General features: G+C 62.7%; 29 protein-coding genes. 9 read left to right on the top strand and 20 right to left on the bottom strand.

From position 1 onward, the window contains the following. Position 1 precedes the first annotated feature (1 nt). Genes IPK59_23245 through IPK59_23255 form a run of 3 tightly spaced genes read right to left on the bottom strand, consistent with a single transcriptional unit; the run spans position 2 to position 1,705 of the window. Positions 2 to 562, bottom strand: coding sequence for a DNA cytosine methyltransferase (locus IPK59_23245; protein MBK8161532.1), 561 nt, complete (start codon positions 560 to 562; stop codon positions 2 to 4). A 10-nt stretch (positions 563 to 572) separates the two neighbouring features. After that, positions 573 to 821, bottom strand: coding sequence for a hypothetical protein (locus tag IPK59_23250; protein MBK8161533.1), 249 nt, complete (start codon positions 819 to 821; stop codon positions 573 to 575). Continuing rightward, the gene (locus IPK59_23255; GenBank protein MBK8161534.1) at positions 818 to 1,705 is read right to left on the bottom strand and encodes a hypothetical protein; all 888 of its coding nucleotides are present in this window, start codon (positions 1,703 to 1,705) and stop codon (positions 818 to 820) included. Before IPK59_23255 ends, IPK59_23250 begins: the two co-directional genes overlap by 4 nt. 65 nt (positions 1,706 to 1,770) lie before the next feature. Between IPK59_23255 and IPK59_23260 the strand changes: the two genes are divergently transcribed. The 8 genes from IPK59_23260 (at position 1,771) to IPK59_23295 (ending at position 4,250) form a co-directional block, all read left to right on the top strand. Beyond that, positions 1,771 to 2,070 carry a hypothetical protein gene (locus tag IPK59_23260; protein MBK8161535.1) on the top strand — a complete coding sequence of 100 codons (300 nt, stop codon included), beginning with the start codon at positions 1,771 to 1,773 and terminating at the stop codon, positions 2,068 to 2,070. Between the two features lie 18 nt (positions 2,071 to 2,088). Next, on the top strand, positions 2,089 to 2,382 hold the full coding sequence (locus tag IPK59_23265; GenBank protein MBK8161536.1) for a hypothetical protein: 294 nt from the start codon (positions 2,089 to 2,091) through the stop codon (positions 2,380 to 2,382). Between the two features lie 14 nt (positions 2,383 to 2,396). Then, the gene (locus tag IPK59_23270; GenBank protein MBK8161537.1) at positions 2,397 to 2,606 is read left to right on the top strand and encodes a hypothetical protein; all 210 of its coding nucleotides are present in this window, start codon (positions 2,397 to 2,399) and stop codon (positions 2,604 to 2,606) included. A gap of 18 nt (positions 2,607 to 2,624) precedes the next feature. After that, positions 2,625 to 2,888, top strand: coding sequence for a hypothetical protein (locus IPK59_23275; GenBank protein ID MBK8161538.1), 264 nt, complete (start codon positions 2,625 to 2,627; stop codon positions 2,886 to 2,888). A 14-nt stretch (positions 2,889 to 2,902) separates the two neighbouring features. After that, the gene (locus IPK59_23280; protein MBK8161539.1) at positions 2,903 to 3,145 is read left to right on the top strand and encodes a hypothetical protein; all 243 of its coding nucleotides are present in this window, start codon (positions 2,903 to 2,905) and stop codon (positions 3,143 to 3,145) included. 11 nt (positions 3,146 to 3,156) lie between these two features. Beyond that, on the top strand, positions 3,157 to 3,405 hold the full coding sequence (locus tag IPK59_23285) for a hypothetical protein (protein MBK8161540.1): 249 nt from the start codon (positions 3,157 to 3,159) through the stop codon (positions 3,403 to 3,405). Between the two features lie 14 nt (positions 3,406 to 3,419). Further along, positions 3,420 to 3,641, top strand: coding sequence for a hypothetical protein (locus tag IPK59_23290; GenBank protein ID MBK8161541.1), 222 nt, complete (start codon positions 3,420 to 3,422; stop codon positions 3,639 to 3,641). Between the two features lie 234 nt (positions 3,642 to 3,875). After that, entirely contained in the window at positions 3,876 to 4,250 is a 375-nt protein-coding gene (locus IPK59_23295; protein ID MBK8161542.1) for a hypothetical protein, read from the top strand. A 908-nt stretch (positions 4,251 to 5,158) separates the two neighbouring features. On the opposite strand, the gene IPK59_23300 is transcribed toward IPK59_23295, so the two are convergent. From IPK59_23300 to IPK59_23320, 5 genes are all read right to left on the bottom strand, one after another. Beyond that, on the bottom strand, positions 5,159 to 5,371 hold the full coding sequence (locus tag IPK59_23300; protein MBK8161543.1) for a hypothetical protein: 213 nt from the start codon (positions 5,369 to 5,371) through the stop codon (positions 5,159 to 5,161). 27 nt (positions 5,372 to 5,398) lie between these two features. Beyond that, entirely contained in the window at positions 5,399 to 5,677 is a 279-nt protein-coding gene (locus IPK59_23305) for a hypothetical protein (GenBank protein ID MBK8161544.1), read from the bottom strand. A 150-nt stretch (positions 5,678 to 5,827) separates the two neighbouring features. Next, positions 5,828 to 7,210, bottom strand: coding sequence for a hypothetical protein (locus IPK59_23310; GenBank protein MBK8161545.1), 1,383 nt, complete (start codon positions 7,208 to 7,210; stop codon positions 5,828 to 5,830). Beyond that, positions 7,203 to 7,985, bottom strand: coding sequence for a lysozyme (locus IPK59_23315; protein ID MBK8161546.1), 783 nt, complete (start codon positions 7,983 to 7,985; stop codon positions 7,203 to 7,205). The genes IPK59_23310 and IPK59_23315 overlap by 8 nt, the downstream gene beginning before the upstream one ends. Further along, entirely contained in the window at positions 7,982 to 8,473 is a 492-nt protein-coding gene (locus tag IPK59_23320) for a hypothetical protein (GenBank protein MBK8161547.1), read from the bottom strand. The genes IPK59_23315 and IPK59_23320 overlap by 4 nt, the downstream gene beginning before the upstream one ends. A 31-nt stretch (positions 8,474 to 8,504) precedes the next feature. On the opposite strand from IPK59_23320, the gene IPK59_23325 reads away from it, so the two are divergent. Further along, a complete protein-coding gene (locus tag IPK59_23325; protein ID MBK8161548.1) occupies positions 8,505 to 9,026 on the top strand; it encodes a hypothetical protein in 522 nt (173 codons plus the stop codon). Here IPK59_23325 and IPK59_23330 read toward each other — a convergent pair. From IPK59_23330 to IPK59_23385, 12 genes are all read right to left on the bottom strand, one after another. Then, on the bottom strand, positions 9,017 to 9,505 hold the full coding sequence (locus IPK59_23330) for a hypothetical protein (GenBank protein ID MBK8161549.1): 489 nt from the start codon (positions 9,503 to 9,505) through the stop codon (positions 9,017 to 9,019). The two genes, IPK59_23325 and IPK59_23330, sit on opposite strands and share 10 nt — an antisense overlap. A gap of 63 nt (positions 9,506 to 9,568) precedes the next feature. After that, positions 9,569 to 10,075 carry a discoidin domain-containing protein gene (locus IPK59_23335; GenBank protein ID MBK8161550.1) on the bottom strand — a complete coding sequence of 169 codons (507 nt, stop codon included), beginning with the start codon at positions 10,073 to 10,075 and terminating at the stop codon, positions 9,569 to 9,571. Further along, on the bottom strand, positions 10,075 to 13,167 hold the full coding sequence (locus IPK59_23340; GenBank protein ID MBK8161551.1) for a DUF2793 domain-containing protein: 3,093 nt from the start codon (positions 13,165 to 13,167) through the stop codon (positions 10,075 to 10,077). Before IPK59_23340 ends, IPK59_23335 begins: the two co-directional genes overlap by 1 nt. A 53-nt stretch (positions 13,168 to 13,220) precedes the next feature. Continuing rightward, positions 13,221 to 13,598 (bottom strand): hypothetical protein, encoded by a 378-nt coding sequence (locus IPK59_23345; protein MBK8161552.1) that lies wholly within the window; start codon positions 13,596 to 13,598, stop codon positions 13,221 to 13,223. Positions 13,599 to 13,600: 2 nt separating this feature from the next. Further along, positions 13,601 to 16,096, bottom strand: a complete 2,496-nt coding sequence (locus IPK59_23350) for a hypothetical protein (protein ID MBK8161553.1) — start codon at positions 16,094 to 16,096, stop codon at positions 13,601 to 13,603. Beyond that, positions 16,096 to 17,397, bottom strand: a complete 1,302-nt coding sequence (locus tag IPK59_23355) for a hypothetical protein (protein MBK8161554.1) — start codon at positions 17,395 to 17,397, stop codon at positions 16,096 to 16,098. The genes IPK59_23350 and IPK59_23355 overlap by 1 nt, the downstream gene beginning before the upstream one ends. A gap of 3 nt (positions 17,398 to 17,400) precedes the next feature. After that, on the bottom strand, positions 17,401 to 18,036 hold the full coding sequence (locus IPK59_23360) for a hypothetical protein (GenBank protein ID MBK8161555.1): 636 nt from the start codon (positions 18,034 to 18,036) through the stop codon (positions 17,401 to 17,403). A 98-nt stretch (positions 18,037 to 18,134) separates the two neighbouring features. Continuing rightward, positions 18,135 to 18,422 carry a hypothetical protein gene (locus tag IPK59_23365; protein MBK8161556.1) on the bottom strand — a complete coding sequence of 96 codons (288 nt, stop codon included), beginning with the start codon at positions 18,420 to 18,422 and terminating at the stop codon, positions 18,135 to 18,137. Further along, complete coding sequence (locus IPK59_23370; GenBank protein ID MBK8161557.1) at positions 18,419 to 19,867, bottom strand: hypothetical protein; 1,449 nt, start codon at positions 19,865 to 19,867, stop codon at positions 18,419 to 18,421. Before IPK59_23370 ends, IPK59_23365 begins: the two co-directional genes overlap by 4 nt. Next, the gene (locus tag IPK59_23375; protein MBK8161558.1) at positions 19,867 to 20,532 is read right to left on the bottom strand and encodes a hypothetical protein; all 666 of its coding nucleotides are present in this window, start codon (positions 20,530 to 20,532) and stop codon (positions 19,867 to 19,869) included. The genes IPK59_23370 and IPK59_23375 overlap by 1 nt, the downstream gene beginning before the upstream one ends. Then, positions 20,532 to 20,768, bottom strand: coding sequence for a hypothetical protein (locus IPK59_23380; protein ID MBK8161559.1), 237 nt, complete (start codon positions 20,766 to 20,768; stop codon positions 20,532 to 20,534). Before IPK59_23380 ends, IPK59_23375 begins: the two co-directional genes overlap by 1 nt. Next, positions 20,765 to 21,148, bottom strand: coding sequence for a hypothetical protein (locus tag IPK59_23385; protein ID MBK8161560.1), 384 nt, complete (start codon positions 21,146 to 21,148; stop codon positions 20,765 to 20,767). Before IPK59_23385 ends, IPK59_23380 begins: the two co-directional genes overlap by 4 nt. Positions 21,149 to 21,150: the final 2 nt, after the last annotated feature.

Genomic DNA, 21,150 nt, shown 5'->3' on the forward strand with positions numbered 1-21,150 from the left:
CTTATCCCGGTTCGGCTCCGACCAATTTTTGCATAGTCCGGTCCAGCCTTGCCGGCGGCGCGCGCGGCGTCGGCCACAAACCACAATCGTTGCCGAGCTTGTGGCGCGCCCGCGCATGCAGCCCGGCAGATCGGCCGCCCCGGAGGCGGAGTGGGACTTTCAGGTCAGCGAATACTTGGTCGATCCACTGTCCAGCTCCCGCAACCTGCTCGCCAAAGATCGTTGCAGGTTGGCACTCGCGGATGAGGCGGAACCAGTGCGGCCACAAGTGGCGCTTGTCGGCAAAGCCGCGCCGGCGTCCCGTTGCGGAAAAACGGCTGGCATGGGCACGATCAGTCCAGACCGCCCTCGCGTCGTCCCAGCCGGCAAGTCGCAGCGCGTAGGACCAGCCGCCAGCGCCGGCGAAGAAGTGGCATTGATCGAAGTCCCGCACGTCTCTCGGCTGGACATCGACGATTGATCTCCGATCGACGACGCCGGCGGCAATGAGCCCGTCAGCAATGAGGTTTTCGAGCCAGTCTGCTGCATATGGGTCATTCTCGTTGTAGTACGCGCCGGGCAATCGAGCGCTCCTATTTTCCCCGGCCACTCGGGCCGAACCCCGTTGCCTTGTCGTAGCATCGCGCCAGCGTCCACTTTGGCAGCTTGCGCTTGATCGCCTTGAGCGCCGCGCCGTTCGTGCGGTGCCGGAGATCGAACCACTCACGCCGCGCGAACTCTAGTTCGGCATCGCTGTATTCGGCCGGCGGGCGCCCTGGCACGTCCCGCTTGCGCGGCGAGCGCCCCGAATGCGTGATCTTCTCGATTGCTTCGCGGATCATAGCATCGCGCTGCGCCAGAATGGCCGTGTGGCGCCCGCTATCCACTTCGATGATTGACGCGCCCTTGGCCTCGATATCGTGGATGGCATTCCAAAGCGCAGGCGCGGGCGGTCACTGGTCTTGCCCTTCGGCGGCGCCAGCAAGTGAACTGCGTCAACAACGGCCTCGCCTCGTAGCGCCCGGATCAGCGCTACGATGCCCTCGCCGCCGTCGCCCTCGGTATAGATGACCGTATCCGTCAAGCCGAACGCGCGCAGCTTCGCCGCCTGCAAGTGTCCCGGCACTCGGGGCAGGTGGCGCACGTAGCCGCGCATCTTGTGGGGAAGTTTGGTCATGATTTTGAAAATGCACGAACGGGCTTGAAATGTCAACGGCGGCGTGCTACTTTGCGAACATGAATTGCGGGCATCACCCGCTGAACGGAGGCCGGAACCATGCGCGATATAATCGAACGCCTTCGCGAGACGCCGTGCAACCGCGAGCCGTTCACGCCCCAGCATGCCACCTGCCAGTGCCGCGTCGCTAACGACGCGGCGGACGAGATCGAACGGCTTCGGGATCGCCACAAGAAAGCGCTGCTCCAGGTGGAAGCCTCCGATCGGTACGCCAAGCAGGCGCGAAAGACTGACGAAATTTTTGCCGAGCGTCTGGGAACTTCCAGAACAGGCTTTTTCAGAGACGCTTTTGAATGGCGTGAGCTGTTGAACAGAAAGGCCGCCATGCTCACCGAGCACCAGCGACATGTCCTGCAACTCGCCAGCGAACGCGAGAACGGCATCGGCAAGGGTGACTTTCCGCCCGGCTATCGACACCGCCAGCGCGGTGCATGGTGGCGCAATCTCGATCAGCTTGAGGCGCGCGGTTTGGTCGCCCGCGTCGGGCACCGCTACGTCGCCACGCCAGACGGCGACAAGGCACTATCCAAAAACTGTCACTGAGGGCCGCCGTGATGCTGACGAAACGCGAACGCGAGTTCATCCGCCATGCGCTCGGGCTGTCGAATCCGGATAGCCGTGGCGTTGCGTATCGCAACTACTACTATGCCCGGCGGAGACGACGTTGCTGTCACGGATTGGTGGCGAAGGGGTTGGCGGTGCATTACCCGCCCGTCGTCAGCTATCAGCCCGACGATGCGTTTATGATCACAACGGCAGGCTTTGAGGCTGCCAAGAACAAGGCCGAACGGCTTGACCGAGAGGAAGCCGAGCGCATCAAGAAAGTAGACGCCAAGGCGGCCAAGGCCGCATGAACATCAAGGCCCGCAAGCATGCCGACGCAAAAGGAAGCCGAAGCCGCGTATGATGCGGAGATAGCGCCCGCCCTGCTGAAAGTCGTCGAGCGCTGCAAGGAACTCGGCATCCACATGGTCGCGCACGTGGAGTGGTGGCCGGGCGAGACTGGCATCACTCAGCACGTCCCGGATGGCGCGAGCGTGCAGCTACGGATGACGCAACTCGCAGCTCACTCACACGGCAACTTCGACAGGCTCGGCATGAACATGCTGCGCAATTTCGACTGTAAGGCGTCAATGATCCTGCACCGCTTTGCCAGCTCCAACTAGAAGGAAAGGCCCAGATGCCGCGAACGATCGGACACATTGTGCCAGATATGACGATGTCGAGCCGCGAGCGCCAAGAGCAGCGAGAGATCGCAGACGCGGAGCGCGACGCGATTGAGTCGTTGCGGGAAGTGGAGAGCGATATCCGCGAACAGGCTGCGGGTGAGCAGTGCGGATGGCTCCTGGGTCTCGCTGACAAGATGCGAGACGCCCTGAAACATCTTTGATCGAAAGGATTGGCCGCCATGCCGACCAGCCGGTATCAGATCGCGAAGTCTCGCCGGGAGGTGAAGCGGCTTCGCGCATTGTTAGTCGAGGCCGAAGCGCGCCATGCCGCCAACGTGGCGCGCGGTGCGCGCGGCAGCGCAGAGGAAACGGGCGCGCGCGTTTACGATCTGCAAGAGTCGATACGCCTTGAATTGGAATGGCAATCACAGACGCAAGTTGAGAAGTTCTCCGGTTGGTCGCCAGCGCGCAAGGCGCGACATGATGCAAGGCACGCCAATTGAAAGGAAACCCCGCTATGACACCGCTAAACGACAAGCGATTTGAGCATTTGACGCGAGCGGGCATCCTCGTGGAGGCCGAGCGTTGCGATCTCAAGGGCGGGGTCGTTTTGCATGCAAGAGAGCGATCGACGGACGTGGAGATCGCTCAGGCGGCTGCGCAGGCGTTCGGATATCACGCGGCGAACATCTTGCCGCGACTGAATGGATTTGCCGGATACGATTGCGTGACCATAGAAATTGTCCGCGTCAACTACTAGAAGGAATCGCCATGCAGCCAGGCAAGCACCTGATGGCCTGCGAGATGGTCATCGAAAACGAGATCAATCATGGCGCGAAGCGCAAGGACGTTGCGCTTACGTATGCCATGACGATCAGATCGGAGTGCGCTGGTCGCCCGACTGACTGGACGCGCATTAATGCCACGATCCTAGCCAAGTGGGGAGCGCGCGGCCTTGCTGCGGTGAAGAAGCGCGCTTGGGGTATCGTCGAGGGTCGGATCGACCCGACCGCCAACTAGAAGGAATGCCCACTATGTCGGCAGGATGGAACCGCTGCGGGCAGATGTCAGAGAAGCCTGCCCTCGAAATGACGCGCGACGAAGCCCGCCGCGAAGTGTTGAAGTTGCGGCTGCGTGTCATCGTATTGCATCGCGAGATTGATCGCGGCCGTCCCCTCACCGCAGCCGAGCAAGTTGCAAACCTAGAAGCAGGACTAGGCCTTGAGCCTGGACGGCTCGCCAGCCTGTTTCGCTAACCGAAGGAAGGCCCCACGGTGAAGGCTTACAAAATCAGCGTTCCGACAACTAACGCCTCGCGCGACAAGTTTAAGCTCGGCGCGACCTACATCGACTGCGCTTTCGGATTCGTGTACGTCGTAGCGCCAAATATCGAAGCCGCAGCGCGGATGGTGCCTACAGCCGAGACGATAGAGCTTCTAGGCCCCGCCTACGTGCCGCATTCTGTCGGTTGATCGAAAGGAAAGCCCGCAATGGGAACCAACTACTACGCATTCAGCGACCCTTGTTCGCACTGCGGTCGTTCCGATGGTCGCGTGCACATTGGCAAGTCTAGCATTGGTTGGCAGTTCCTATTTGCCCCGCTGGATCGTGCCAATGGCGAGGGCATCTACTCGTGGAAGGCGTGGAAACTTTACCTCGCTGATAAGCGAATCGTGAACGAGTATGGCGATGCCGTCAGTCTAGCTGAGCTAGTAGATATCGTCGAGAACAAGCAGACCAGCGGCTTGTGTGCACTGACCGCGACGCGCGATCAATACGGTCCCTACTCGGAGTCTGAACGCCGTCAGCATGAATACAAGGATGACGACGACTACCGCTTTTGCACAACCGCCGATTTCACATAGAGAGCCGATTGAAAGGAATGCCCGCTTCGGCGGCTCGGAGGAAATAGCGGACCTTGGGAGGGGTCCAAGAATGTGGCAACCGACAGTCACACTAACTGAGCCATCGCAGCACGAAAGGCGCGTCGTCTGGCTGGCCCTCGACAACGGCGAGGCCGTCCTTGCTGACGCATCGGCATATGTCGAGACATCGGCAGAGTATCACGCATCGACAGGCGTGTATTTGGGTCAGTCAATTCAGGACGCATGGAGTGGGTTCGTCGGTTGGAACGGGGACGTATTCGAGCGCGATGATGCAGGCTGGCACTGCTATCGGCATCCGCACGCCGACGATCGCAAAGTCCGCATAGCAGTTATCGGCTGGTTGGATGCAATCGCTGCGCGTCCCCCAGTACCCGCTGCAATGTCCGCTTCTCAGCAATAGCAACAACCGAAGGAAAGGCCGCCATGGCGCCGCACATTGGCATGAAAGTTTGGCGGTTCGACCAAAACCGCCGCGTCTACAGGCTAGACGCGAATGGCCGCGCAGTAGGCGGGCCGATATGGCGCGAACATTGGGAGCCGCTTGAGATAATCGGGGAGACCTCGCGGTCCTGGCTGATTGGCCGGCCGGGTTGGAAGCCTCATGCAGCGGATAAGTGCGCCAAGGCCAAGTGGCCTGGGCCATACGCTACCAGCGAAGACGACATTGACCGCGCCGCATTTGTAGAAGGCCGGCATGCTCTTGCAGAGCGCGTGCATCGCTGCCGCGATTTTACTACGCTGAAGGCAGTCGAGGCGGCGCTAGATGCAGCGCCAACAGACGATTGAAAGGAAAAGCCCCGCTCAAATCAGCCGTGAGGCCACCTGAAACGCCACTGCGGCCAGGACGAACAAGACGACCCACCAAAGGTGCTTCTTGAGTCTGTGGATCATGTCTTCGCTTTCAGGATGGAAAGCAGAACGTCCACCAGATCTCCGGACTTGCCCGCTGTCAACGCTCCGACTGCGTAGATGATCCCTTGCAGCATCCGCTCCAAAAACGTGATGCGCTTGTCGTGGGCCTCGAGGGTTTCCTCGATCTGTTCCCGCTCCACCTCGCCAACCGTGAGGCGATTTTCCACCTCGTTCGAGTGCCAGTGCATCGACGATCCTCGTCAACTGGTGGGCGTTCATTTGCGCGCCTCTGCGATCTTCGGTTGGTCCACCTTGCACGGGGCCTGATAGACGACTTCTTTCTTAGCCTTGATGCTGTCCACGTAGCTGTTCTGGGCCGCGACCTGCTCTTGCATCCAGCAGGGGGCCTTGGTGGAGTTCTGGACGCGGGGCAGCTCGTCGAGCAGCTTGCTAGTCCCTGGTAGAGGGGTCTCGGTTTGCGCGCACCCGGCCAGGGGCGACAGGAGCGCGAGACTTTTCAGCAGCCTTGCGGCCGAGGTCTGTTGCTTTTTCATTGGCCTTCTCGATCTTGGTGACGGCGCGTGTCTCGCCGATCTTCCGTTGCTTGTGAACGTCCGCTGCACGCACTGCCACCAACGCGAAAATGATACCGACGCCGAGGGCCACCCGGCCCCATAGCGTACCGAAAAATTCGAGTAGTCCGATCATTGCGCCGGCTCCTGCTGGTTGAGGGCTGCGGCTGTGCCGGCAGCAACAGGCGGGAGGAGGCCGTACTTGCGGAGGATCTCGATCAGCTTGTCGTCGAAAACGACGTAGTTGCGAGAGCCCTGGCCTGAGACCCGGCTCTGCTGGTCTAGGTACTTGATGCCGGGGATGCCTGCGTCGCGGAGGGCTTGAACCGTCTCGGGTCTTTTCAGCGCATCTTGCCAATCGTCGCGCCGCATGTTGGCTTGAGCAAGTCCCGCACGAATGTTGTTGACCGCCGGATTATCGTGCGGCGCTTCTGGTGTGGTGTCGATGCGGAGGCGATCAAAGATCGCTCGCGCTTCCGGCTGCTGTGAGAGCGGCTTATCCCAGTCCAGGAACTGGTCAGGATCGGCCTTGATGTTCACTTCGTACATGCGGCCACGCATTGGTAACGGCATTTCAGCACCCGCTGCGTGGCGTTTCAATATCTCGGCCGCTTCAGAATAGCTGTCGATCACCATATCCACTTCATGCACGCCGGTTCTCGGCGGCGTTTCCTTTGTCAAAACCGACATCGCTTTGACTGGATCGCGGCCGGCCTTTTCGAGAGCATCCCGCGCGATCACTGCGGGGTCATAACCGTTGCCCGCCAGCATGCCTTCATACGATCGCGCGACCGCCGGGGATTCTGAAAAATACAGCCCCGGGCCATAAGCCTGAGCACCTTCACCCGTGCCGATTTTGCTGATGTCGAACTTGTCGAAGTCGTGCGGAGAACCGTGATAGGCGCGGATGCCCGCGGGCGGCGGTTGGCGGGTCATTGCGTAATCAGGCCCGCTAAAGCCGAGGCTCTCGTACCACTGGCGCAGCCGAGCAGGGTCAACGCCGGGCGCCCCCGGAGATATTTCCAAGCTCATCGGCCGCTTGGCAGCGTCAGCCGCCGCGATCAATTCCTGAAGCGCTTGCTTTGCGTTTCCCTGTCCCCGCGCTTCCGGGTTGGTATAAATGCCGCTGACATGGACGCCGCCGTCCATGTCCTTGTAGTCGATGCGGCCGCCAGGATACTCCATCGCGTAGCGGCCAGGTGCACGCGGAACGCCGGGCAGCTTCACGCTGGGGCCGAGGAAGTTCGCCAGCAGCCCGCCCTTGTCGAGCATTTCGGCGGCGAGCGGATTGAGCCTCCGTTGCGGCTGCGCTTGTTGCAAAAGCCACGCTCGATCATCCATCTCACGGTCGCCGGGCTGCGCGAAGATGCGTTTCGACGCGCCTTCGATGTCCGCAGGTCGGCGGTTCAACGCGCGGCCGAGCGCGTTGAGGATCGGATTCGTGTTGATAGAGTGCTGCCAGGATTGAGGCAGCATGTCCGTCCAGTAATCAGGGCGACTGTAAGCATCAGCCATTGCGCTTGCTCCACCATGGCAGGACGTGGCCGATAAGCCCATACGCAGCAAGGGCGGCAAGGGTGAGCTTCCAGTTTCCCCAGGCCCAGGTGCCGAGTTCTGCGGCCTGTTTCGTCACTGCCTGCCAAGCGGTGATGAATGACAGGTCAGGAGGGGCCTGGATCGCAGTGGCTGCCGTCCCGACGCCGACCGTGGCAGGGCCTCCGACCTTGGCGACAGCCTCACCCGTGGTCATCTTGGCCGTTGGCGGCTCGATCGACTGCGGCATGGGCTCATTGGGCACGGCCTCGAGGAACAGTTGCGTTTCCGAGGCCCGGCGCGAGACGAGGCCGGCGAGCGCGACGGATGTGCCGTCCTTCACCTTGTAGAGCTTAGCCGTGTCGCCCCGGACTTTGGCATATTTGAAATCCGCGAAATGGCTGGCCGCTCGAGCATAGTCGCCGGCATTCAGATGGCGCAGAAGGTTCGACTTTTTCAGGTTCCCCGGCCCGATGTTGTAGCAGAGGGACACCAGCGCATCAAACTGCCCCTGCGTCAGAGGCACGGTAACGAGGCGCATGACGTTGGCCTCGTGCACGCCCATTTCGCGGCGTAGAGACTCGGTGGCTTCCTCGGTGGTCCAGTGCGTCGTGGACGTGACGCCAACCGTCGAGCCCCAACCGCACGTCCAGACGCCAGCCGGACAGAGGTACGCCTTGCAGCTCCCGTCCTTCTGGCGCTTGTGGTAGCCTTCGGCCTGCTTAATCAGGTCGAGGCCCTTGTCGCTGATCTTCATGCGGCCTTCTCTTCGACGACACGCGCACCCGTCGCCGCCGCTTCCGAAGCTACGGCATTGATGTACTCTCGGAGCCGGTTGAGTTCAGCAGTCACTTCCAGCAGCAACGCACCCTGAGCCCTGACGGATTCGTAAAGGTCGGCATCGGCGGGAGCTGGTAGCCCTCCCGGCCTTGGTGCTGGTAGGGCTTGCTGGACGATTGCCGGGAGGGCTCGGGCGATTTCCTCACGGGTGGTGCGTTCCACGATGGGCGTCACGTCCACCGGTGACGTGTTGCCGAGGTCGGAGAGCACAGCCAGGCGCAGCCAGGCCGCACCGGTGGAGATCGCGAGACGGGGCACCAGCTCGCCGTTGTGGCGGTCGTTGATGATGATGGCCGAGCGAACGCAGGACACCGGGTCCGGCAGACTGTCGGGCTCGAACACCGGCAGCGCCAGCGGCTTTAGGATCGCTGCCGTCGCTCCGGCGTCCTCAATGATGCGGGCCATTACTTGCCCTCAAGTTTATTTCGGGTCATAGTTGCGCATGCTCCTCGCTCGGATATTGATGTGCGCGGCGGCGAGCCTGATTGGCTCTCGGGCGATTCCGCCATCGACAGTTTTGATCGGCGACAGCATCACCGCTGCCATGCCGTCTGGACTGTGTCGCGGGGCACTCAACTACGGCAGACCATCGGCGACGACGCGAGACCTCCTGAAACTGACTGACGCTGTCCTCGCCGCTCGCCCTCAGACGATCGTCATCATGGCCGGCGTCAATGACGTTGCGGCCGGGATTACGTCGGACGAGACGGCTGCAAATATCGAGGCTCTGCGGCTACTGGCACCGCGATCGATCGTGCTGGCCGTCCTGCCGGTGACTAAGGACTACCCACGGCCCGGCTACAATCCCGCGATCGATCGCATCAACGAGCGGCTGCCTGACGCGGTACGGCTGGACATTCCTGCCCGCCACTACCTGGGCGACGGGATACACCTGCGCCCGGCTGCCTACCTCGTGTGGCGCGACCGGCTGCGTGAACTCGGCGTGTGTCACCGGTAGAGATCGACGTAGGACGCAAGCGCTGCGTTCATCTTCACGTACCCCGACGCTGACAGATGGATCTGATCGCCCGTCCAGTCGCCTGACGTGAGTGTTCCGCCCCAATCGATCCACGTGGCTCCGACTGGTAGCGCGGACTGGACCATGGCGTTGCGCTCGGCCGCCTCGGCGTTCATCACGCCCGCACCGCCATAGTTTGGATACCCAGGCCCGACTGGCAAGATGGCTTCGACGTAGACCGCGATGCCGGCCGCCAGACACGCGTTGCAGATCGCGACGATGTTGTCCCTGGTCTGCGCCCGCGTCAGGCCTAGCGGATAGTCGTTGACGCCGCCGAGCAGGAAGATCGCTTGCGGGTTCTGGCCGATGACGGTGCCGACGCGCGACAGCATCCCGGCCGTGGTGTCGCTCGGAACGCCGTTGTTGAACGTCGGCGAGTAGTCGAGGATCGTGGCCGATGCGTTCGGGGACTGGTCCATGTACCAAGTGATGCTATCGCCGAGCAGGCCAACGCCCTCCAACGGAGGAGACGGGCAGCCGTCTCAACACGTGCATTGCTTAAACTCGATCTCGTCAATCCACGTCGAGGCGGGACCAGCGGTCGGCGACACGGCTTGCAGGCGGTAATACCGATACCCGACCGTGTTGCCTGACAGGCTGGTGTCGGTCGTGTCGCCCGCTCCTGCGAACGTGAAGGCCGACGTGAGGTCCGTCCATGACGAGCCGTCGTTCGAGCCCTGCCACTTCCACGTGCCCCAATTCGTCGCGGTCGGCCCCTGGTACACCTTGACTTCGGTGATCTTGACCGACGCGCCGGACCCGAAATCAAACTGCATGTAGCTCGACGACGACATGCCACTCGGCCAGAAGCCAGAGTTGTCCGTCGTGGTGCCGTCCAGCAGCTCCGACATAGAGCCGCTGTTCATCGTGATGCCGGACGACGACCCGGTGATGCTCGCCGTTCGGTTGCCCGTGACATAGGCCGGCGTGCACGAACATCCAGTAGACGCGCCGAGCACCGCCATCATCATGTGGAAGAACGCGTTCATCAGGTCAGCCCCGGCCCGTAGATAACCCACGATGTAGTGGCGATCTTGAGAGCGACGGCCCATCCATTGGCGGCGAGCGTCCTGCTGCCCGTCGATCCTGAGCCAGCGAGGGCCATGGTGTCCGACGTGATCGCGATCGTCACGGTGTTGATGGAGTTAAAGAACGCGATGCACGTTCCGACAGGGTAGGCCACCGATGCGTTCGCCGGGATCGTGAAGGTCCGCGCGTTGTTGTCGCTGCCCGGATGGTAGATGAGCTTCTGCGCCTCGGACAGAACGAGCGTGGCATCTGCGCTTTTGCTGACGACCGGGATATTCGAGAACAGCGGCACGCCCGCCACCGCGATGACGCCGGCCTCCGAGCGCGTGATGGTCGTGTCTGAGGCGTGCCCGACATTCACGCCGGTGAATTGCGGGCTGTCCGACGTCGTGAGGCCAGTAACACCCGCCTGAGGGAGTCCGGTGCAGTTCGTGAGGGTGCCGCTCGATGGCGTCCCGAGCGCGCCATTGACCAAAGCGGGGGCTCCGGCTGAGCCCGTGTTGACCGCTAGCGCTGCGGCAATTCCGGTCCCAAGCCCTGACACACCGGTCGCGATTGGCAGGCCAGTCGCGTTTGTGAGGGTGCCGCTTGACGGGGTTCCGAGTGCGCCGCCTGGCGCAACGTAATCCGTTCCCGCCGACGCCGCAGCCAGGACGCCGCTGGTTGCTTTCAGCAGGCCCGTCGTGCTGGCCCGCTTGAGCAGCTTGCCGGTTGTCGAGTCATAAAGAGCGATTTCTCCGTCGACAGATGCAGCAGGCCCAACGACGTCACCGACGCCCGCACCGTCCGCGCCCTTGTTGCCTGTCCGCTCGAACATCACGGCCATGACGTCATTGTCCGATGGCGTGCCGGCCGCTGCGGTGACGGTGACGGCAACCGTGTAGTAGGTGGAGTTATCGGTCAGGCCGGTGACTTCGGCCTCGATGTATTCCGTCCGATCCGCAACGGTGAAGATGCGCAGATGGCCGTAATGGCTGGTGTTCGTGCTGTCGTCCCAGGTCGCGATGACTGCGCCGAGCGATTCCGAGTTCCGGCCGGTCTTGCTGATGTTGATGGCCGTGGCGCTGGTGAGGGTCGCATTATTGGCGAGCACCTTGCCCGAGCCAGGATCGCCCGAGGTGGCCGTTGACCACGCATAGTCAAGGCCCGTGTTGGGGCCGGTTGCGCCCGTGGCTCCCGTCGCGCCGGTTGCGCCAGCCGAACCAGATGTGCCCGTGTCGCCCTTGTCACCCTTCTCAATGACCAGAACCGCGCAGTTGTCGCCGTTGCTGATCGTGCCGGATGTGCTCGTGTAGGCAACCGGGAACGTCCAATAGGAACCCTGATCCGTACCCGCGCCCGTGATGTAGAAATAGTGGAAGTTCTGCGTTGCCCCTTCCTTGCTGATCTTGATGCGGGCTTTGACCGAGCTGGTGCCGCTGTCCCATGTGTCAATGACACCGGCCATAGCTCCGCCGGCCGAGTCCGTCTCGCTGATGGCAATCTCGGTAATCGAGGCAATCGTCGCGTTGTTGCCACGAACCTTGCCCGAGCCAGGGTCTCCGCTCGTGGCCGTTGACCACTGATAGGGATAGGCCGCGTCGAGGCCGTCAACGCCCTGTGTGCCTTGCGTGCCGGCCGGGCCTTGCTGCGCCGATAAGTCCAGAACCTCGATTTGCGCATAGACCTCGTTTTCGCCACTGACGTTGCGAACACGGCCAAGGCCGGACGCCGGGTTGTTCGTGACGTAGTACTGCAGCTCGACGTTGGTCGTCGTGCCGTCGAGATTGAGAACGCCAAACACGGTCGGCGAAGCGCCAGCCAGGATAGAAGCGGGTCCGGTGCCCGATGTATAGCTGGACGCATAGACCTGCGGGGATACGCCGAACGTGGTGTTGTTCGTCGTGTCCCTAAGCCGAATTTGCGTCTCTTGCGTCGCGTAGAACGATTTCGTCGCCCGGATCAGGAAACGCCCCGTTAGACCCGTGAACGTCAACACGCTGCTCGCGAGAGACAGGCCGGTGATGCTGTTGTTGACGGTCGTGTTGATGTCAGACTTGGTCCATGCCGTATTGGTCGGAGTTCCGCCGTTGGTGTTGGTCGATTTCTCATCGCGGAATAGAGCGCGGCCGAGGTAGGTCGCAGCGGGGGCCGTGACGTTGGACAGATCCGTCCATGTGCTGTCACGGTACTGCGTGATGACGTTCTCGTCCTCAACGTAGGCCGTCCAGCCATCGGCCGGCGTGTAGGCGAACCACGAGCCGTTGCCGTCCGCCTCGGCAATCTGCCCCGAGGTGAAGCTCAGCGTGGACCATGCGCCTGTTGGGCTTCCCGTGATGATGTAGCGGGCACCCGGCGTCGGTGAACTTGGCGTAGCCGTCAGGCGATCAGCGACCGTGAAGAACGGCACGCCATCGAGCATGCGCGGCGGTGACGATGCCTTGACCAGCCAGTTGGCACCGTCCGACACGAAGCAGAGCGATTGCCCGTAGCTCTTGAGCGCGACGGAGTAGCTGGCCTTCCCCGAATGGCTGATCGTCTCCGTTCCCGAGGACCGCACCGTCACCTGATTGGCCGTGCCGACGTGGCGGATTGTAACCTCGAATCCATCGCCGGCCGTGACGGCAGACAGCAGCGTGATCGCAAACGCGCCCGACGTGCAGTTGCAGTTGAGCAGCTTGCCCTGATCGCCAGCAACCACGGTGTAGTTGGTCGTCTTCGAGACGATCGGCGTCTCGGACAGGGCCGAGGTCTCCGCATCCGGCACCACGACCGCGCCAGGGACGTTGTCATGGGTGACGAGCGTTGCCCCGGCTGAATCCTTCACGATCATCTTGAAGGCACTGGTGCCTGTGTAGACGAGCGTCCGGGCATTGCCCGAAGTTACGGGATAGCCGCCGGCATCGGTTGAGACCGTGGTCCCGAGTTCGATCGTCAGATCAGCGTCGGCGTAGACGGTTTTCGGGGTGCTGGTGCCCGCGCTGTAGAACTCGACCGTTCCAGAGGCGACGGGATCGCCCGAGGCGTCGAGAACACGGACCATCGGGGAGAAAATCGGGATAGAGGCGGTCATGCCTTGAGTCCTTGCGGCTCAAAGTGGATCGGAACGCGGGACGGGAGGAGAGATCAGAAGGGCGGCAGCAGGTAGCGGCCGAGGGCGTTGACGTGCTGTTGCGACTGGTAGAGGTCGCGCACGGCTTGCAGCGGGTTCATTGAAACCGATTGCGTCACGTCGCGGACGTTGTCGGACTCACGTGGGCCGATCTCGAGGCCGTAGCGCATGAGCATGTCGGCGATGGTGCTGCGTCGGACGTCGCTTTCTGTCGGCCGAAAAGCCCCGCCGAACCGGCCAGCGAAGTTGGGCGACTTGTAGAGGTCCGGCCAGTCTTGGTTGTCCGCAATGAACTTGTCGCGCCATGCGCCCTCATCTGGGGCTTGATTGGCATACATGGCGGCAAGAGCGTCGAGCAGGCTCAATCCGGGACGGGATGTCAGATCAGCCATGGCTATCGGTTACGCTCACGACGAGCGTCCGTAACTGCGGCGCCGATTGGAGCGACCGCAGGATTGACCGAAGGGATGCGCGGATTGACGGCCGACTGAGCCGACACGCGGCCGATCTGATTGATGATAGGCGTCGAGCCGAGCGCCATGCTCATCACTTTGGCCAGCGGCCCTTCTTGCACGGCGAGCAATCGAAGCAGGGCTTGGCCGGCGTTCTTCGTGAACTGCGCCACGTTGTAGGACGTGCCGGACGGGTTCGGATCTTTGTAGGCAATCTGTTTCATCGCGTAGGAGAAGCGGCGCATGAGGGCGATCTCGGCAGGATCGAACAGTTCCCGCATGGCCGATTGCTGCTTCTGCATGGCTTGGTCGATGTTCTTCGCCAGCATCGTCGGCGTTCGCACGTTGCCGGCGGGGTCTTTCGTCAGGTTGAGCCAATAGCCGAGCTTCAGGTCATCGACGACGGCTTTGGCCTGGTCCTCTGGCAAGTACGTCTGCACGCCGCGCTTGATGAGGCGCACAGCCTCGATCGCGCCGGGCTTGATGTCGGCTTGCGGCGTGGTGCCGAACAGTTGCCGCACAATGCCCTCGGGACTGTCGGTCTTGTCCATGATGTTCTGGACTAGGCGACGACCCGGCTCCGAGACCCCGCGAAAATCGCGCTCCGAGAAGATGCTGCGCCAGCCAGACGTCGCATCCCGCGCCGCGCGCATGGCCTCGAATGTGCCCGCATCACCAATCAGGAGCGCCTGATCCTCGGCCTCCTTGATCCACTTGTTGAACCCGCCGTAAACGCGGCCAGCTACATCCTTGTCAGAACCCTCGGCTTTGCTCATCATCTTGAGCAACGATCGCCGAAGCGCGTCGATCTCTGGCACAGTTGCTTCGCCAAGGAATTCATCAGCCGTTTGCAACGGATCACCCTTGCGGAACTTGCGCAGCATGTCCAGCATGACATTGCTGACCGGCGTGACCGGCTTTTCAGCGGCTAGCGGTGCCAAGTCGCCAATCTCTTGCGCAATCTGGCGCGGCAACAGATTGAGCGCATCTTCCGTGGCGTAGGTCGGACCTACCTTGTCCCACGCCTCTTTCTCAATCTTCTTTGCCGTCTCCCGCGCAGCCTGCAATCCGCCCTGGATGTTCTCGCCGATTGCCACCGGGGGAACATTGCCAGACCCGCGACTAGGCGCAATCCGGGCTGCAATGCTCTTGGGGCCGTCCCCCATCACGGCATCAGAGATAGCCTGCCTCTGCGCCTGATCGTGGCGGGTGATGATCTCCCGCGCCAGGTCGCCCAGGATGTTGCGCCGCATGGCCTCCTCGTTGGCGAGGTAATCCGGCCGCTTGGTGATCTGGCCACGAGTGCCCTGGATGCCAAACTCGCGGCCGGCGACTGTCTGGCCAGCCACAGGACCGCTACCCGTGCGGGCGTATTCCTTGGCGAACTGCGCCGCGATGTCCTCCGGCAGATCGGCCGGGTTGAGGCCCGCCGCCTTTGCCGCCTCGACGCCGCGCGGCGTGAGCGTCCCGGCTGAGCGATTGAATAGACCCGGCTCCGTGACCAGCTTGCGCCACAGGCTTCCAGCGATCGGAGCCAGCCCATGCAGGCCTGCGGTGAGTGTTCCCACAACGCCTGCTTTTGTCGGATCTGGCGCCTTCTCAGACCCAAGAAGGAATGCACCTGTGTCCTGCAACAGACTGACGGAGCCAGCACCGAGGCCTTGACCGGCCATGCCGAACAACCCATTGCCCGGCATTACGGCTCCCGCCATCCGGCCCATGAGCATATAGGGCGCCGCCTGCCCAACGAAGTCGCGGACATCCTCGCCCTCGAGCCCCGGCCGATTGACATAGGCCTTCTGCGGTAGACCGTTGGCCCCCCGATAGTTGACGATCACCGCGCCGTGCGCGTCCTTTTCCAGCCCGATGAAGCGATCTCCGAGGGCATTCTTGACGATGTTTCCCTGCGCCTCGTCGTCACTGGTCAGAGCTGCGCCGGCAACGATTTTCCAGTATTTTCCAAAGTTCTCAGGCACGCCGCCCTGGTCGTACTCCTTTTCGAGTTGCGTTCGGATCGACGGCAGATCGCCATAGCGCGGGTCTTTGCGGCCCATGACGTTGTTGACGAACCACTCGCCCCAACCTTCTTTTTCAATCGGCTTGAAGCCTGGAAAGGGTGGGGTCTTTCCCGGCGCTTGTGCGGGGCGTTGCGGGGTTGGCGTGCCGTCGCCGAATATCAGATCTTCGAACTCGGAATCCTTGAGCGTGCGCATTCCTGGCTTCTGTGCAGGCGCGGCCGGTTGCGACTCCTGATCGACCATGCCGCCGAACTTTGGCGCGGCTTCTGGCTTGAACTGGAAGCGCGGCGGGGCCGGCGACCGACTGCCAGGACGTTCGACGGGGGCCGGGCGCGGGATCGGATCAGGCCGCTGGATAGGCGCTTGCGTCTTGACCAAATACGGGTCTTCGTCGCCAAAAATCAGCGCTTCCAAGTCCATCAGATGTCCATCCCGTACTTGGACCGGATGTGCGCCCGGACAGCCCCGTTGATCTGATCGTCACCGGCGTCTGGGAACTGCTGCTTGATTTGCTGGCGCACCTGCTTGCCGTCCTCGAGGATGATGCCTTTCATGCGCTCGAGCGGAACCGCGCGTGCGGCCGCTTCCTTGTCGCCGTTCCAGGGCTGGCCGTTGAAGCCGTATTGGCGCAGATAGCGGGTGCGTGCCACGGCCAATTCCGCCGCGCGCTGCGTGGCCTTGATCTTGGCCATGAACGCAGTCGGGCCGTCGTCCATGTTCGGCTGAGCCGAGATGATCCGCTTGGCTTCCTCCACTCCCATCGCGGCGCCCGTGATTTCCTTGATGTAGCGGTTGAGGTTGTCCACGGTGTCGCGGCGGAAGGCCGTATATTGGGCGTGCTGCTGAATCTGTTCCGGCGTGAGCTTCGATCGTGTCGCGTCAAACTTGTCGAGCCAGGACACGCCGTATTGCTTGGCCTGCTCCTCGAACGTCAGGAACTCCGGCCGGAACTGGCGCGCGATCTCGCGCATGCGGCCGAGCTGTTCCGTAAGATTGACCTCGGTTTTACCGATCTCGTTGAGCGCCTCTTTCGGGAGCTTCGTCGGGTCGGCAGGGTCGGCAATCATCTTGCCCGCTTCGCCCTTGCCCTTGTAGGCGAGAAGGAAGCCAAGCATGCGAGCCTTACTTGCCGGCATCGGTCCCATCGGCGTTTGGACGACTGGATCTTGCGGCTGTGCCGGGGCCTGCTGCGGCTGTCCTGGTGCTGCCTGCGTGCGGATCAGCATCGGATCGCCGGTCGGCGCGGGCGGTTCAAGCCCAGTCGTGGCCGGCGTCATGATCGCCGGGCGCTCCGGCGTCGGCGCATACGACTGCGGACGGATCGGTGACGACGGAGCGGGCACCGGCTGCTGGCCAACGCCGAACTGCTGCATGATGATTTGGTCCATGGCGTCTTTCTGCTGCGCCTGCCGCGCCTGGGCCTGCAACAGTTCGATCTGCGCCGCGAGTTGGTTGCGCTTCAGCGGCAGCATGCCCGTCTCAGCGTTCTGCTGTGCCAACTGAGCCTCGAGCATCTTCATGCGAAGCGGGTCCATAGCCGCCTCGCGCTCCATGCGCTGGCGATCAAACCCAAGCCGCTCCCGGTCCATGCCCATGCGCTCTTGCTGCATGCCATAGTCCCGATCCAACTGCCGCTGCTTCATGGCCCGGCCGAGGGCGTTCTCGATCGGCGTGAAGTCGAGCAGGTTGACCTGCCCCATGGTGTATTGGGGAAGCGCCATCCGTTATTGACCCTTCCCGGTCCAGTTGTTGCCCATGAGCGTGGACCCGCCCGGCGTGCCACCGCCGAACGCAAACGGGAGTGTTGCCCCGCCCGTGAACGGAGCCGCCGCCAATGCCGCGACCTTCAGCAGATTGTTGCCGAAGATCCCGTCAGCCGCCGCGAGAGAGTTCTGGTAGTTGATGGCGTTGCCGGCCTGCTGCTGGCCGAGGTTCATGCGCATCTGGCCCAGCATGCCGCCGGTCTGGTTGGCGTAGCCGGCGAGCGCGTTCGCAGCGCCCATGCCCTGCTGTCCCATGCCGGCGAGGCGCTGCATGTAGGTGTCGAAGTCCTGCGAGCCGCGATCGAGCATGGCCTTGCTCATGGCGTACCGGGAATTGCCGCTGTCCAGCATGCCCAGCCGGTTGAACTGCCGCGACATGGCCTTGAGGGCGTTGTCCTCGTTGTACTGGCGGAAGGGATCGGCGCCGGCGTAGTTCTGGAAGGCCCCCCGCTGCGCATCGGCGCCGTCGAGCCCGAGAAACGTGCCATAGAGCTTGTTCGCTCCAAGCCCCTGCTGTGCGTAGGGTTGAAGGTGCGCGTTGCCCTGCTCGTTGTAGTCCTTGATATAGCCGGAGCCCTGGTCGAAGCCCTGTTGCAAGTTCGCCGACGACTGCCGATGGCTTCCTCCGCGCGACGTTTCTGACTGTCGCCCGTGAAGCTGCCCCACAGACTGCCCAATGATGCCATGTCAGTCCCTCACGAGATCACGGCGCGATCGGTCACGCGCCGCCATTGACCGCCGACCGAAAACGCCAGAACAGCGCCGCCGGCCTCATCCATCACCAGCACGAGCTGGCCGTCTTCATCCGACGACGGCAGGCCCCGTTGGGACCCGGTCGGGTTGATGTAGACCGTGGGCACTTTCGGCGGTGCCGCGCCGGACACCGCGTCAATCACGCCATGGAACGCGCGCAGCCACGTTTCTGTGAACGTCTGGTTGTTGCGGCTGATGCGATCCTCGGGACGCGGGCGGATGATCGTCAAGTTCTCCCCTTCGTCGCTGCGATGGATGCGCCCATGAAGCTCCGCACCACTGCCGCCGAAGCCGAGAACTTGAACACCGCGCCGCGATGATCGGCCTGGCCAAGCCCTGCCCACGACAACCGCGTCCGCGTCTGACCCTGGCGGCCAAGCGGCCGGCTGATCTCATTCCCGAACGTCTCGCCGTCCCGGCTGATGCTCATCGACACCGTGGGATCGAGATCGGCCGGCGTCGTCGTGTTGAGCCCGACGCCCGTCGCGCAGCCCAGATAGACCTGATGCATGGTGATCGGCTCAGGAAACGCATGCAGCGTCGGCGTTTGCAGCGTCACCACATGCGGGTCAGAGCCCTCGGCATGCACGTCGCCGTCGATGCGGTAGAGCGTCGGAGAGGCCCGATCGCCAGCGAGCACCGTGTTGCCAATGACGCAGATCGAGCCAACGCGCCAATGGTCATAGCCGTAGCTCAGTTGCTCATGCCAAAGGTTGGTCGCCGTGTTGTAGACCCACGTCGTCACATTTGGGATAGTCCAGGCGATATAGGCATGCCCGTCCATCGTGTAGGCACATGCACGAATGGTCGAAGGATCGGCGCACCTGCGAAAATCCCGGTCCACCGAATGCGAGGAAATCTTGCGCGGCGATGTGCCGTCGAGCAGGACCACGCCAGCGAACGAGCCGTATTGATCCGTCGCGGCCCATGCGATGGAGCTCGTCACCAAGTCCTTCGTGACGATCGGCGCGGCGATGACCGAGCCGGCCGCATAACAGCCGATGTCCGTGGCCGTCTGGAACTGGAACGGCAGGCCGCTATCCGCGCCCGAATAGGCCCACTCCTCGAATGACCTCGGCCCGAAGGCCAGGACCGACTTACCGCGCGCGAGCACCCGCATGCCGCCGTCGGGGTTGGCTTGTGCGCCCGCGATCGCGAGGTTGTCCCAATCGGTAGCGTCGTTGATCTCCGATGCCCGGAGATAGCCAGAGGCGTCGATGGTGACGAAGTGGTTGCCGACGCAAGCCACGTCGAGCGGCGTTCCAAAGTCAGTGTCCGTCACGTCGATGGTGCTGCCGCCCTGGACATACTTGCCGATTCCGTCACACACGATCAGCGTTTGCGTGCCGGTTTGACGGGCATTGCGGGCCATGCCCACCCAGCCATCCGAGGGAATGCCACCCAACACCGTGGCCGAACCGCCCGCGTTGAATTGCTGGATGGTGCGCCCGATCACACCGATGCCGATCCCATCGACCTCGAGCATCCCGCGCACGCCGCCGGTTCCTGAGAACGACCCGACCGAGGCAAGCCCCGGCGTTGCCCGTGCCACGAAGTTGCGCTTCGCCTCCTCGCCCGTGATTTCGATGCGGGCATTGATGAGGCGTGCAACACCCTCGAGAGGATCGTAGCCTTTGACCGATTGGGTGCCGAGAGCCAGGGGGCGGATGTTCATCAGCGGCCCGGCACCATGCGGATGATGGGCTCGCGGTCCATGTCGCGGGCCTGTGCCGTCAGAAGCCCAGCCCGCTGCGTGATGCGCGGCACGTCCTTGCCGTAAAGGTCAGACAACCGATCCGCGAGCGCATATGTCACCAAGTCCAGATGCTCGCTCGGCACGTCGATGTCATTCGACAAGCTGTCGATGTCCTCGATCACGCGCTGGTAGGTGTATCGGATGGTTTCCGTCGTCACCGATGCCGGCACCGGCCAGACGTAGAGCGTCCCGGCTGCGCGTTGTGGGTCGAAGTAGTACGTGGTCGGCACGCCCGTCGATGTCTTGAGCGGCAAGTCGTAGTATTCCTGCCGCGTCAACTCGAGCATCGGCAAGTCGCGACCGTTGGCGTCCCTGTATCTGGCATCGATCACGCGATAAGGGCGCGGTGACAGCGCATAGGAGGCCGTGCCCGCCACCAGCGTTGCCGAGCCTTCCGTCTGTCGAAAGATGTGCGGGCCGGCGTTCTGCCAGCCCTTCAGCATCAGATTGAGTTGCGTCTTGGCGATCGCCGCATCTTCGCCGCTCGGGTCTTCAAACACCGCTGCTACGCCGATCAGGCGCAGAGCGTGGGTGATGACCTGGGATGCCGTCAGGCTGTAGTCGATGGAACCGGACGTTGCCATCAGAGATCGCTCGCCGTAACGTCGTTGTCATCGAGAAACACGTCGCTCGGCTCCGACCTGGGGTTGGGCACCGCCTGCTTATCGGCACGCCCGCGCACGAAGTCCTGGGGGTGCCGCGTCTCCCAATCCTTTCGGCAGACGCGGGCCTTATCCCACCGCATGCGCGTCTGCGACGAGCGGAACTTGCCGCCGCATTCGTCGCAAATCACGTAGTAGTCACCCGAGACGTAGCTCACGATTTCTCCATCTCGAGGATGATCGTGTAGGCATCCGCAGCGGTGTGGCCCACCGTCGTGAACATGATGTCGCCGGTCACGCCAGCCCCGGCGTTGTTGGGCAGGCCACCGAACGCGGTGAAGTCGAGCGTGCCCTCACCGTCTGTTGGCGTCTGGAAGGCCAGAACATCGGTCGTAGCGTCCCACAACACACGGACGCTCATGCCGGTGGTGACGTAGTGACACCGCATGATGCGAACGCTGGACGGCGCACCGGAGAGAGCAGATACGTCTACCTTGAGCACGGCAGACTCGCCCGTCCCGTCAGAAACGTTGGTGAACTTCATCACCACATTTTTGCGACCATCGACGATGGTCTGGGAGGCAACAGCGTCCGCCATTG

This window comes from Rhodospirillaceae bacterium (assembly GCA_016712715.1).
Lineage (GTDB): Bacteria > Pseudomonadota > Alphaproteobacteria > Dongiales > Dongiaceae > Dongia.